At 62.0% G+C, this 12,799-nt stretch carries 13 protein-coding genes; 4 read left to right on the forward strand and 9 right to left on the reverse strand.

The features are described 5' to 3' along the window. Window positions 1-169: 169 nt before the first annotated feature. From accD to HMPREF3138_RS07645, 6 genes are all read right to left on the reverse strand, one after another. Window positions 170-1,078 (reverse strand): acetyl-CoA carboxylase, carboxyltransferase subunit beta, encoded by a 909-nt coding sequence (gene accD, locus HMPREF3138_RS07620; protein ID WP_033643880.1) that lies wholly within the window; start codon window positions 1,076-1,078, stop codon window positions 170-172. Between the two features lie 232 nt (window positions 1,079-1,310). Then, window positions 1,311-1,973, reverse strand: a complete 663-nt coding sequence (locus HMPREF3138_RS07625) for a DedA family protein (RefSeq protein ID WP_019453745.1) — start codon at window positions 1,971-1,973, stop codon at window positions 1,311-1,313. 78 nt (window positions 1,974-2,051) lie between these two features. Then, window positions 2,052-2,873: a tRNA pseudouridine(38-40) synthase TruA gene (gene truA, locus HMPREF3138_RS07630; RefSeq protein WP_038876450.1), complete on the reverse strand. Its 822-nt coding sequence runs from the start codon at window positions 2,871-2,873 to the stop codon at window positions 2,052-2,054. After that, complete coding sequence (locus HMPREF3138_RS07635; RefSeq protein ID WP_038876452.1) at window positions 2,873-3,883, reverse strand: aspartate-semialdehyde dehydrogenase; 1,011 nt, start codon at window positions 3,881-3,883, stop codon at window positions 2,873-2,875. Before HMPREF3138_RS07635 ends, truA begins: the two co-directional genes overlap by 1 nt. Window positions 3,884-3,993: 110 nt before the next feature. Beyond that, window positions 3,994-5,115: a 4-phosphoerythronate dehydrogenase PdxB gene (gene pdxB, locus HMPREF3138_RS07640; RefSeq protein ID WP_038876454.1), complete on the reverse strand. Its 1,122-nt coding sequence runs from the start codon at window positions 5,113-5,115 to the stop codon at window positions 3,994-3,996. Window positions 5,116-5,168: 53 nt separating this feature from the next. Continuing rightward, entirely contained in the window at window positions 5,169-5,942 is a 774-nt protein-coding gene (locus tag HMPREF3138_RS07645) for an AraC family transcriptional regulator (protein ID WP_038876456.1), read from the reverse strand. 117 nt (window positions 5,943-6,059) lie between these two features. On the opposite strand from HMPREF3138_RS07645, the gene HMPREF3138_RS07650 reads away from it, so the two are divergent. Further along, on the forward strand, window positions 6,060-6,980 hold the full coding sequence (locus tag HMPREF3138_RS07650; protein ID WP_038876458.1) for a DMT family transporter: 921 nt from the start codon (window positions 6,060-6,062) through the stop codon (window positions 6,978-6,980). Here the strand turns inward: HMPREF3138_RS07650 and HMPREF3138_RS07655 are convergent. The 3 genes from HMPREF3138_RS07655 to HMPREF3138_RS07665 all read right to left on the reverse strand — a co-directional run bounded on the left by HMPREF3138_RS07655 (window position 6,977) and on the right by HMPREF3138_RS07665 (window position 9,553). Beyond that, on the reverse strand, window positions 6,977-8,395 hold the full coding sequence (locus HMPREF3138_RS07655; protein WP_038876460.1) for a sensor histidine kinase: 1,419 nt from the start codon (window positions 8,393-8,395) through the stop codon (window positions 6,977-6,979). The genes HMPREF3138_RS07650 and HMPREF3138_RS07655 overlap by 4 nt on opposite strands. Next, window positions 8,382-9,056: a transcriptional regulator TctD gene (gene tctD / locus HMPREF3138_RS07660; protein WP_038876462.1), complete on the reverse strand. Its 675-nt coding sequence runs from the start codon at window positions 9,054-9,056 to the stop codon at window positions 8,382-8,384. The genes HMPREF3138_RS07655 and tctD overlap by 14 nt, the downstream gene beginning before the upstream one ends. A 167-nt stretch (window positions 9,057-9,223) precedes the next feature. Beyond that, window positions 9,224-9,553 (reverse strand): hypothetical protein, encoded by a 330-nt coding sequence (locus tag HMPREF3138_RS07665; protein ID WP_038876465.1) that lies wholly within the window; start codon window positions 9,551-9,553, stop codon window positions 9,224-9,226. Between the two features lie 276 nt (window positions 9,554-9,829). On the opposite strand from HMPREF3138_RS07665, the gene HMPREF3138_RS07670 reads away from it, so the two are divergent. The 3 genes from HMPREF3138_RS07670 to HMPREF3138_RS07680 are packed head-to-tail and all read left to right on the forward strand — an operon-like array spanning window position 9,830 to window position 12,786. Beyond that, window positions 9,830-10,810: a Bug family tripartite tricarboxylate transporter substrate binding protein gene (locus HMPREF3138_RS07670; RefSeq protein WP_038876466.1), complete on the forward strand. Its 981-nt coding sequence runs from the start codon at window positions 9,830-9,832 to the stop codon at window positions 10,808-10,810. A 15-nt stretch (window positions 10,811-10,825) separates the two neighbouring features. After that, window positions 10,826-11,257: a tripartite tricarboxylate transporter TctB family protein gene (locus tag HMPREF3138_RS07675; protein WP_019453755.1), complete on the forward strand. Its 432-nt coding sequence runs from the start codon at window positions 10,826-10,828 to the stop codon at window positions 11,255-11,257. Window positions 11,258-11,268: 11 nt separating this feature from the next. Continuing rightward, window positions 11,269-12,786, forward strand: coding sequence for a tripartite tricarboxylate transporter permease (locus HMPREF3138_RS07680; protein ID WP_038876469.1), 1,518 nt, complete (start codon window positions 11,269-11,271; stop codon window positions 12,784-12,786). Window positions 12,787-12,799: the final 13 nt, after the last annotated feature.

The following is a 12,799-nucleotide window of genomic DNA, read 5'->3' on the forward strand; positions in this document are numbered from 1 at the left end:
TTCATTAATCCATCAGGGCACCACCCTCACCGCGGTAAAGGCGATGCGCTTCGTGACTGCCGCCAGCCTGCAAACCGCAGCGAGAAGGGCTGCGGCCGTCAGGGAACGGGCATCAGCCGTCACTTAGCCACAAAGTGGCGGCTGAACCCGGGCGGGATCCGTCTTTGCCTCAGGCGTCGGCCTGCTGCTCCGGCTCAATGACCGGCGCGGCCTCATCGAAATGCGGCTGCGGCTGGTTGGTCAGCTTGGACAGAATGCTCGCCAGCGTTTGGCGCATTTCCGGGCGGCGAACGATCATGTCGATCGCGCCTTTTTCGATCAGGAACTCGCTGCGCTGGAAGCCCGGCGGCAGTTTCTCGCGCACGGTCTGCTCGATCACGCGCGGGCCGGCAAAGCCGATCAGCGCTTTCGGCTCGGCGATGTTGATGTCGCCCAGCATCGCCAGGCTGGCGGAGACGCCGCCCATGGTCGGGTCGGTCAGCACGGAGATGTACGGCAAGCCGCGCTCCTGCATTTTGGCCAACGCCGCGCTGGTTTTCGCCATCTGCATCAGCGACATCAGCGCCTCCTGCATGCGCGCGCCGCCGCTGGCGGAGAAGCACACCAGCGGACAGTTGTCCTCCAGCGCCTGCTCAACCGCACGCACGAAACGCGCGCCAACCACGGAAGACATCGAACCGCCGATGAAGGCGAATTCAAAGGACGCCGCGACGATCGGCATGCCGTACAGCGTGCCCTTCATCACCACCAGCGCATCTTTCTCGCCGGTCGCTTTCTGTGCGGCGACCAGACGATCTTTATAGCGCTTGGAATCCTTGAATTTCAGAACGTCTTTCGGCTCCAGATCGCTGCCCAGCTCCACTTCGCTGCCTTCATCCAGCAGGGTATGCAGACGCGCGCGCGCGCTCATACGCATATGGTGGTCGCACTTCGGACACACTTCCAGATTACGCTCCAGCTCGGCGCGGTAGAGAACCTGGCCGCAGCTGTCGCATTTGGTCCAGACCCCTTCAGGAATGCTCGCCTTACGGGTTTGTGTGATATTGCTCTTGTTAAGAATTCGTTCAATCCAGCTCATCGATGACCTTTCTGTTTGAACCTGGCACACGCCAGTCCGCTGTTCATGCTTTAACAATCCCCCCGAAAACACCCCAATGAAAAAATGCCCGTTCGCGGCGCGGCAAGCGCGGCGACTGAGGCATCGGCTTCAGGGTTGTTCGCAGGAACAGATCATAATGTCGCTCATTAAACCATATCGGCCCGACGCTGTGGACAAAAAACTGGTCGAACCGACAGGTTGAGCGATGTTTTTATTGTTTTTGCTGGCGGGCGGCGGCGCGCTTGTGGCGCCAAATTTCAATCACGCCCGGCAGAATCGAAACGATGATGATCCCGACGATCAGCAGTTTCAGGTTCTCCTGCACCACCGGCAGATCGCCGAACAGGTAGCCAGCATAAGTGAAGAGCAGCACCCAAACCAGTGCGCCAATCACGTTGTAGGCGGCGAAGTGGCGATAGGACATATGCCCCATACCGGCGACGAACGGCGCAAAAGTACGCACGATCGGCACGAATCGCGCCAGAATAATCGTTTTCCCACCGTGTTTCTCATAGAACTGGTGCGTCTTGTCCAGATAGCTGCGGCGGAAAATTTTCGAATTCGGGTTGCTGAACAGCTTCTCGCCGAACAATCGCCCGATAGTGTAGTTCACCGCATCGCCGAGGATCGCCGCCACCACCATCAACGCCACCATGGTGTGCACGTTCAGATCGTTGGTCGGCAACGCCGCCAGCGCACCGGCGACAAACAGCAAAGAATCCCCCGGCAGGAACGGCGTCACCACCAGACCGGTTTCGCAAAACAGGATCAGGAACAGAATAGCGTAGACCCACATGCCGTATTGTGCGACCAGTTCGGCCAGGTGCACATCAATATGCAGAATGAAATCAATAATAAACTTGATGATGTCCATAAATTCTCTCATTGATGCCGGGTGTTTCAGTCACCCGGCAGAAGCACAAGGGAGCGACGCTTTCAGGCGTGCCGGCGTTTAATCGTCGGGCAAAAACAGCGGCCCCATCGGCGGTCGCGGTAGACCAAAGTGGTCAGGGTAATCCACGGCAACCAGATACAGCCCCTCGGCTCGCGCCGTCGCCGCCGCCAGGTTGCGATCTTTCAGCGCCAGCAACTTGGCCATCCAGTTCTCATCCTGATTGCCGCAGCCGATCTCCATCAGGCTGCCGACGATGTTGCGAACCATGTGATGCACGAAGGCATTCGCCTTGATATCTACCACAATATATTCGCCGTAGCGCGTAACCTTAACGTGTTTTACGCAGCGCCACGGGGTGCGCGACTGACATTGCACCGCGCGGAACGAAGTGAAGTCGTTTTCGCCCAGCAGCGCCTGCGCCGCCCGATGCATACGATCGGCGTCCAGCGGGTGATAAAAATGCGTCACCCCCTGTTGCAGCACCGCCGGCCGGTAGCGATGGTTGAAAATAATATAGCGGTAGCGGCGCGCGGTGGCGCTGAAACGCGCGTGAAAATCGTCGGCGACGGGGCTTACCCAACGCACCGCGATATCCGGCGGCAGATGGGTGTTTACCCCCATCGTCCAGGCGGCGTCCTTGCGGCGCGCGGTGGTTTCGAAATGCACCACCTGCCCGGTGGCGTGCACCCCGGCGTCGGTACGCCCGGCGCACAGCACGCTAATCGGCGCATCCGCCACCTTGCTCAACGCCTGCTCCAGGCGTTGCTGCACGCTGGCCACTTCTTGCTGCCGCTGCCAGCCGTAGTACCGGCTGCCGTCATATTCGATGCCCAGCGCAATTTTCAGCGTCGGCTGAACGGGCAAGACCACCTCAGACATCAGTACATCTGCTCCTGCACCAAACGCTCGGCGGTTTCGATAGCCATCAATGCGCCGCCGAAGCGCACATTGTCCGCGACGGTCCAGAACTGCAACAGCTCGGGGATGCCGTAATCGTTACGCAGACAACCGATGCTGAGCGCATCGCTGCCGGAGGCGTCGGTGACCTGAGTCGGGTAATCGTCCTCTTCGCTCAGCTGAATGTCCTCGACCTCTTCGAGCTCGCTGCGCGCCTCTTCGGCGGACAGCGGGCGCAGCGCTTCCAGGTGCACCACCTGCGCGTGGCCGTAAAACACCGGCGACTGAACGCAGCTCACCGAAATCGGCAGCCCTTCATCCTGCAGCACCTTGCGCACCTGATCGACGATCAGGCGTTCTTCGCGCACGCTGCCCTGCTCGTCGGCAATCAGCGGCAACAGGTTGAACGCCAGCTGCTTGCCGAAAACGCCTTCCTCGGCCGGGATGCCGTTCAGCAGGCGCGCGCTCTGGCCGGCCAAGTCGTCCACCGCCACCTTGCCGCGCGACGATACCGACATCAGCGTGGTGACGTGCAGACGCGACAGCCCCGCCTGTTCGGTCAGCGGTTTGATCGCCGTCAGCAGCTGACTGACCATGCTGTCGGCCACCGCCACGATATTGCGGTTGCGGTAATCCGCCAGCACCTGCGGGTTAACGCCCGGCACCACCAGCGGCACATCCGGCTCCATGGCGAACAGGCCGCTGGTGTCGATCACCAGGCAGCCCATGTTGCCGGCTTCTTCGGCATAGCGCGCGGAAGCTTCGCTGCCGGCAACGAAGAAGGCCAGCTGCGCCTGTGACCAGTCGAACTCTTCGGCGTTTTGCACCAGAAGAGACTTGCCGTTGAAGCGCACATTGGCGCCCGCGCTGCGTTCGCTTGCCAGAGGATAGAGCTCACCCACCGGGAACTGGCGTTCCTGCAACAATTCCAGCAACGCTTCACCTACCGCGCCAGTGGCGCCGAGCAGCGCGATATTCCAGCCGTCAGACATCGGGTTTTCTCCAGAGTATTTCATTCATAAAAGCAGACGGGCAGTGCAACCACCGCCCGATAATCTTTGCCGCTCACTGTAGCGGCGTTGGCTTAAGACAACCTTACGCGCTATGCCACGCTGAAACCCAGCTTGCCGAGCAGCTCGGCGCTGGCGCTGTCATCGCATTGCACGGCCAGCGACGACCACTCGCGGCGTTCCTGATAGTGCTTGCGCAGGCGATCGAATTCGCCCGGTTGCCCGGCGACTTTGCGCAGCGGCGCATCATCGCGGCGCACATCATACACCAAGTGCATCAATCGTTTTAACCGCGCTTCATCCAGCGGCCCGTTGAGGCGGATCTGGCTGAACTCCGGCACCGGCAGCAGCGAGGCCAGCGCCACCTGCTGCGGCTGCCCCAGATGGCGGCTGAACGCTTCGAACACCTGAGTGGTGCCGCGCGCCTTGCCTTCCAGCGTATACCCGGCGATGTGCGCAGTGCCGATATCCACCCGCGCCAGCAGCGGCAAGGAGAGATCCGGCTCCGGTTCCCACACGTCCAGCACCGTGCTCAGCTTTTTGCCCTTTTCCAGCACCTGCAACAACGCGGCGTTATCCACCACCGGCCCGCGGCAGGCGTTGATCAGAATGCGGTTGTCCGGCAGCGCCGCCAACAGGTCGGCGTCCGCCAGATGCAGCGAATGGTATGGGCCGGATTTATTCAGCGGCGTATGGAAGGTCAGCACGTCGGCCTCGGCCACCAGCTTCTCCAGCGGCCAAAACTCCCCGGCGTCGCCGCGATCGGCACGCGGCGGATCGCACAGCAGCGTGCGTACGCCCAGCGCTTTGAGGCGCGCGTCCAGGCGGGAACCGACGTTGCCCACGCCGATGATGCCGACGGTTTTATCCCGCAGATGGAAGCCATCGCGTTCGGCCAGCAGCATCAAGGCAGAGAACACATACTCGACCACCGCGATAGCGTTGCAGCCCGGCGCGGCGGAAAAGCCGATGCCCTGCCGTTGCAGCCAGGCGTCATCGACGTGATCGGTGCCGGCGGTGGCGGTACCGACAAAGCCGATGCGGCTGCCGGCCAGCAACGCTTCATTGACCTTGGTGACCGAACGCACCATCAGCGCATCGGCATCCGCCAGCGCCTCACGCGGGATAGGGCGGCCCGGCACAGCCTGCACGTCGCCCAGGCGGCTGAACAGCTCGGCCGCGTACGGCATATTTTCATCAACCAGAATTTTCACTGCGTTCTCCGACGGTTTACGGCTATTTGTCTGCGAAATAGTGTGCCACTGAATCAGGCACGGCGAAAGCGCTCAGGGGTGGTGCCGGCGATTTGCTGGAACATGACGATAAATGCCGACGCGGAGCTGTAGCCAACGTCCAACGCCACATCCTGCACGGTCTTGCCCTGCTCGAGCAGCGACACGGCATGCAGGAAACGCAGGCGCTGGCGCCATTCGCTGAACGACATGCCCAAATCCTGCTGGCAACGGCGCGACAGCGTGCGCTCAGTGGTGTAGACCCGAGCCGCCCACGCCGCCAGCGACGTGTTGTCCGCCGGGCAGTGCTCCAGCGCTTCCAGCACCGGCGCCAAAAATTTGTCGTCAGACGACGGCAGATAGGTTTGCTGGCGCGGCGACAGACGCAACTGATCGATCAGCACCTGACACAGGCGCAAATCCTCTTCCGTCTGCGGAATGTACTGCTTGCGCGCATAGAAATCCTCGGCGATGGCGCGGAAGATGGGCGTCACGCTCACCAGGCAAGGATCGGCCGGCATGCCGGCACACAGTGCCGGCGTGATGTCCACCATGCGGCACTGCGCCAGCCGCTGGTTATAGCAAGAGTGTTCGATGCCGGCCGGCGCCCACAGCACGAACTCCGGCGGCGCCAGAAAGCGCTGCCCGCCGATGCGCAGCACCATGACACCGGCTTTGACCCACATCAACTGGCCCCAGGTGTGGCTGTGCGGCTGGAATTCGGTGCGCGCGTTGAACTCCTCGCAGCGGAACTGCACCGGCTTCGGCGCCGGGATCAGCGACTCGGGGAAATGGCGGATTTCTGGCATGGTTTCGTCCCGTGATTTGTCTTGTTTACGCCGATTTTTGTCTGGATATCGCTATATATGATAAACCGGACACGCGTAGACTAGCCAGCATGTTGGACGTTATTGAGAATAATTATCATGAATATGCTTTTCCCGCTGTTGGCCGTGCTGATTTGGTCGATTAACGCCGTCGTCAGCAAACTCTCCGCCACCGCCATCGATCCGGCGGCCATCTCGCTCTACCGCTGGCTGCTGGCGTTGATTGCCCTGACGCCGTTCGTGCTGCCGGGCGTGCTGCGCAACTGGGCGCAGGTGCGCGCCAACTGGTGGAAATTGATGGTCCTCGGTTTGCTGGGCATGGTGCTGTACCAAAGCCTGGCCTATTACGCCGCACACAGCGTCAGCGCGTTGTTTATGGGCATCATCGTATCGCTGATCCCGCTGCTGACCATCCTGATCAGCATCGTACTGCTGCGCATTGCGCCAACCGTCGGCGTGCTGCTCGGCAGCATACTCTCCTTCTGCGGCCTGATCTGGCTGGTCAGCGGCGGTCAGCCCGGCGTGCTGCTGCAGCACGGTATCGGCAAGGGGGAATTGATGATGCTGCTCGCCACCGCCTCTTACGCGCTGTATGGCGTGTTGACCAAACGCTGGGCCATCGCGCTGCCGAACTGGCAATCGCTGTACGTGCAGATCCTGTTCGGCGTGCTGCTGCTGCTGCCTAATTTCCTGATGGCGCAGGATGTCGGCTTGAACGGCCATAACCTGCCGCTGGTGCTGTTCGCCGGCATTCCGGCTTCGATCATCGCTCCCTTCCTCTGGATCCAGGGCGTGATGCGCCTGGGCGCCAACACCGCCTCGATCTTTATGAACCTGGCGCCGGTGTTTACCGCCGCTATCGCCGTGCTGTTCCTGCATGAACAGCTGCACGGTTACCACCTGATCGGCGGCGGCATCACCCTGCTGGGCGTTATTCTGTCGCAGCGGCTGCGCACGCCGCTGACGCGTAAAGCCAAAGCCCCGGCGACCGACGTCGAATCCTGCAAAGAACAGGCTTAAGGCAGCAGCCTGAAACGCACCCGCACCAACAGGCCGCCCAGCGCGGCGGAGCTCAGCAGCTCCGGGCGGGTGCCGTGATACGCGGTGATGTCCTTCACCAGCGCCAGCCCCAGGCCAGCGCCCGGCTGATCGCCCACGTTGTCCAGCCGATGAAACGGCTGCAGCGCCAGCGCCTTGTCCTGCAAGGCGATGCCGGGGCCGCTGTCTTCAATCTCCAGCACGCCTTCCCCTGACGCCTGATCCTGAGTGAGGCGCGCGGTCACCACGCCCTGGCGCGGCGTGTATTTCAGCGCGTTGTCCAGCAGGTTGGCGCACAGTTCGGCCAACAGCAGCGGTTCCCCCGCCACCTGGCACGCCGCCTCGCCTTCAAACCCGAGATCGATCTGTTTACTGCGCGCCTGCGGCAAGCGGGAAAAACAGGCGTCGCGCAGCACCTGCGCCAGATTGACCGGGTGCAGCTGGCGCTCGGCCTGGTGCTCGCTGGCCTTCAGGCGTGAGAGATGCAGCAGGCGGTCGGTCAGCGCCACGGTATTATCCAGCGTCGTGCTCATCGCCTGCAGGCTTTCGCGCCACTGCTGCGGCCGGTCGCTGGCCAGCGCCACCCCGACCTGAGTCTTCAACACCGCCAGCGGCGTGCGCAGTTGGTGCGAAGCATCGGCGCTGAAACGCTCCTGGCGCGCCACCATCAGCCGCAGCCGTTCGATATAGCGATTGAACGCCACCAGCAGCGGCTGCATCTCTGACCACGGCAATACTCGCGGCAGGGGCGTCAACTCGCCCGGATCGCGCCGCAGCATGATGCCGGAGAGCTTGCGCATCGGCTTCAACACCCGCTTGAGCAGCGCGAACGCCAGAATCAGGGTTAACACCACCACCGTGCCCTGGCTCAACAGCGCCGCGATCATCATCTGTCGCGCCAGGTAACGGCGCGACTCCAGGGTTTCCGCCACCAGAATGGTCGCCATGCCGCTCACGCCCGACTCGTTGATCGGTTGAAACAGCGCCGCCACGCGGATCGCCCGGCCTAGGTATTCCGCATCGTAAAAATGCACCAGCGCCGGGTAGAGCGTGGAGCGCGGGATATGGGGCGGCAAAGGCGGCAAATCGTCATAGCCCGAAATGCTTTTCCCCTGCGGCGAGATCACCTCGTAATAGAGCTGGTCGTTCATGTTGCGCTCGAAGCTGTCGAGCACCACATAGGGCACATCGACCGCCAGTTTGCCGTCGCGCACCACCAGCCGCTCCGCCACGGTGCGCGCCGACGCCAGCAGCGTGCGATCGTAAGCCAGGGTGGCGGCGCTCATGGCGCTGAAATAGTGGGTGTAGATCGAGATGCCGCCCAACGCCACCAGCGGCAGGCCAAAAAACAGCAGCAGTTGATAGAACAACGAACGCGGCGCGTTAAACCACCGCATTGCACCGCTCCAGGCTGTAACCCAGACCGCGCAGCGTGATGATTGCCACGTCGCTGCCCTGCAGCTTTTTCCGCAAACGGTGTACGTAAAGCTCAATGCTCTCCGGATTGGCCTCATCGGACAGCGTAAACACCTGCTCAAACAGCTGCTGCTTGGCCACCGGGCGGCCGCGGCGGTGCATCAACGCGGTCAACACCGCCAGTTCGCGCGGCGTCAGCGCCAGCGGCTTGCCCTCCAGCAGGAAATAGCCTTCGTCGTGATAGGTCAACGCGCCATACTGCAACGCCGGCTGCGCGGCGCCGACGCTGCGGCGCAGCAGCGCCCGAATGCGCGCTTCCAGCTCATCCAGTTCGAACGGCTTGGTGAGGTAATCGTCCGCCCCCAGATTCAGGCCCTTCACCCGATCGGCCACGTCGGTGCGCGCCGTCAGCAGCAGCACCGGCAGATCCTGCCCGCGCTTGCGCAGGCGCGCCAGCAAATCCAGGCCGTTCAAACGCGGCAGCGCCACATCCAACACTGCCAGCGCATAGCGTTCGTTGAGCAACAGATGATCGGCCGCCACGCCGTCCGGGGCGACGTCGACGGCAAAGCCGGCGCCGGTCAGCGCCTTTTGCAACCAGTGAGACAGCTCGGGGTGATCTTCAACCAATAACAGTCGCATGTTTCCATTCCATTGATTTACCTGAACAACCTGACGCCGATAGCGTGCTTGTTAACAGGTCGATAACAGAGAATGGCATGGAAAATAAGGGGATAAAAGAGTGCCGCGCCGCCAGTTTTGGGAGCTGGCACACAATTATGCATATGGAGCGCGATCGCAGGCCGGTATCAGCTCAGCGGAACGGGGCTGTCGGCAACGGCAATGTCCAGCACCGGGCGCAGCTTGTCGGCGGTAAACGGTGAAGACACCAGCACGGAGCGATTGTTGGCGGCAAACACCAGATCGATGCCGGTCACGCAGGCGGTCATCTGGCAGGCATACTTTTCACCGTCGGCATTGACGAAATGCAGCTCAAATACGCCAATATCGGCACGCAGCCGCTTTAAACGACACTGCCCGGTTTCACCGGTCATCTCTGCATAGACCTCCGGCAGCCGTTTAATCGCGCACACTTTGGCGCTGTCCCTGCCACCAAACAATTTCCCTAACGAAAACATATTACTGCGTCTCTATTCATTTTATTGCTCATGATTCTATCGCGAGAGCAGAACCGCAAACCTGATATTACGCAGGATTTTGGCCGGTTTTGCCCCCTGTTCTTCTCTTCCTTTCTATGGTAGTGCACCCGCTCTTCGCTCGCGACAAGCGACCCCAATCACAGACTGGAAACTTTTCCGTCCGCTGAAAGGTAAATGAAAGGTTGTTGTTTTAACAATCTTGCAACCGCACCCGGCGGGATTTCACAACCAGAACAATACCGAGGGCAAGTCACAATGAAAAAAATAATGACCCGTACCTTTACCGCCGCCGCCCTGCTGCTGGCGGCCAATCAGGCCTTTGCCGTGGAAGCGCCCAAACGCACCGAATGCATCGCGCCGGCCAAGCCCGGCGGCGGCTTCGATCTGACCTGCAAGCTGATTCAGGTGTCGCTGCAGGACACCAAGGCCATCGATAAGCCGATGCGCGTCACCTATATGCCCGGCGGCGTCGGCGCAGTGGCCTACAACGCCATCGTCGCGCAGCGCCCGGCGGAGTTCGGCACCGTGGTGGCCTTCTCCGGCGGCTCGCTGCTCAATCTGTCCCAGGGCAAGTTCGGCCGCTATAACGTGGAAGACGTGAAATGGCTGGCGGCGGTCGGTACCGACTACGGCATGATCGCGGTGCGCGCCGACTCGCCTTACAAAACCCTGAAAGATCTGATGGACGCCTTCCAAAAAGATCCCAACAGCGTGGTGTTCGGCGCCGGCGCCTCCATCGGCAGCCAGGACTGGATGAAAACCGCGCTGCTGGCGCGCGAAGTCGGCGTGGATCCGCGCAAGATGCGCTATGTGGCCTTCGAAGGCGGCGGCGAGCCGGTAACCGCGCTGCTCGGCAACCATATCCAGGCGGTCTCCGGTGACCTGAGCGAGATGGTGCCTTATCTGCAGGGCGACAAGATCCGCGTGCTGGCGGTGTATGCCGAGCAACGTCTGCCGGGCCAGCTGGCCGACATTCCAACCGCCAAAGAGCAGGGATACAGCCTGGTGTGGCCGATCATTCGCGGCTTCTACGTCGGGCCGAAAGTCAGCGATGAAGAGTATCAGTGGTGGATCGACACCTTCCAGAAAATGATGGCGACCGACGAATTCAAGCAGCAGCGCGATCTGCGCGGCCTGTTCGAATTCAACATGACCGGCAAAGAGCTGGACGCCTACGTGAAGAATCAGGTTGCCCAATACCGTGAGCAGGCAAAAGTATTCGGCCTGGCCAAATAACCGCAGGGGAAAACCATGAGCGATCGTATTTTTGCCGGTTTCTGGCTGCTGCTGTGTATCGGCGGGCTGTTCATCGGCTGGGGCATCCAAAGCGAATACAGCTATGAACCGCTGGGGCCGCGCCCGTTCCCGCTGGCGATCCTCAGCCTGATGGCGCTGTGCGCAGCCCTGCTGTTGCTGCGCCGCCCGCAGGCGGTGGAGTGGCCGCACAACAAGGTGCTGCAGCGGCTGCTGGTGCTGGTGATCACCCTGGTGCTGTATGCCTGGGGCTTTGAATGGCTGGGCTTCCCGCTGGCGACCGCGCTGCTGACGTTCAGCATCGGCCTGCTGTTTCAAGCCAGCCTGCCGGCGGCGGCCATTTCCGGCGTCGTCATGGGTGCAGCGCTGTATTACGCCTTTGACCAACTTCTCGATGTCACACTGCCGCTCGGCGCCTGGCTGAGCTAACGGGAGCGATGATGGATACCTGGATGTATTTGACCCAAGGGTTCGAAGTGGCGCTGGTGCCGCAGAACCTGATTATCGCCCTGATCGGCTGCTTCGTCGGCACCATCGTCGGCCTGCTGCCGGGCCTCGGGCCGATCAACGGCGTGGCGATCCTGCTGCCGCTGGCGTTTGCCCTCAAGCTGCCGGCTGAATCGGCGCTGATCCTGCTGGCGACGGTGTATATCGGCTGCGAGTACGGCGGGCGCATCTCGTCGATTCTGCTCAACGTGCCGGGCGACGCGGCGGCGATCATGACCGCGCTGGACGGCTACCCGATGGCGCAGCAGGGGCGCGCCGGCGTGGCGCTGTCCATCTCGGCGGTCAGCTCGTTCGTCGGATCGATGATCGCCATCGGCGGCATCATCCTGTTCGCGCCGCTGCTGGCCCGCTGGTCGCTGGCCTTCGGCCCGGCGGAGTATTTCGCCCTGATGGTGTTCGCCATCGCCTGCCTCGGTAGCATGATGAGCCAGAACCCGCTGAAATCGCTGCTGGCGGCGCTGATCGGTCTGGCTCTGGCGACGGTAGGCGTTGACGCCAACACCGGCGTTTACCGTTTTACCTTCGACAGCGTGCACCTCTCCGACGGCGTACAGTTCATCGTCGTTGTAATCGGCCTGTTCTCGGTCAGTGAAATCCTGCTGATGCTGGAGAGCACCAGCGCCGGGCAAAAGCTGGTGCGTAAAACCGGCCGGTTGCTGTTCAACCGCAAAGAGGCGGCGCAGTGCGCAGGCCCTACCCTGCGTTCGTCGGTGATCGGCTTCTTCGTCGGCATTCTGCCGGGCGCCGGCGCCACCATCGCCAGTGCGCTGACCTACATGACCGAGAAGAAAATCAGCGGCAACAGCGACACCTTCGGCAAGGGCGACATCCGCGGCGTAGCGGCGCCGGAAGCGGCCAACAACGCCTCGGCGTGCGGCTCGTTCATTCCGATGCTGACGCTGGGGGTGCCGGGTTCCGGCACCACGGCGGTGATGATGGGCGCGCTGACGCTGTACAACATCACCCCCGGCCCGGCGATGTTCACCGAACAGCCGGATATCGTCTGGGGGCTGATCGCCGCGCTGCTGATCGCCAACGTCATTTTGCTGATCATGAACCTGCCACTGGTCGGCCTGTTCACGCGCATGCTGACCATCCCGCTGTGGTTCCTGGTGCCGGCGATCGCCGCGGTGTCGGCGGTGGGGGTTTATGCGGTGCACAGCACCACCTTCGACCTGCTGCTGATGGTCGGGTTGGGCGTGTTCGGCTACATCCTGCGCAAAATGCACTTCCCGATGTCGCCGCTGATTCTGGGCTTCGTGCTGGGTGAGATGCTGGAGCAAAATCTGCGTCGCGCGCTGTCGATCAGCAACGGCGAGTTCGGCATTCTGTGGAGCAGCAGCATCGCGCAAACGCTGCTGGTGCTGGCGGTCGCGGTACTGGCGCTGCCGCCGCTGCTGCGCCTGATGCGCAAACGCCGCCAACCTGCGGCCGAGGCCAAAGCCGAGTAACGCGAAACGGGCG

Origin of the sequence: Serratia sp. HMSC15F11 (genome assembly GCF_001808215.1) — a bacterium.
GTDB lineage: Bacteria > Pseudomonadota > Gammaproteobacteria > Enterobacterales > Enterobacteriaceae > Serratia > Serratia nevei.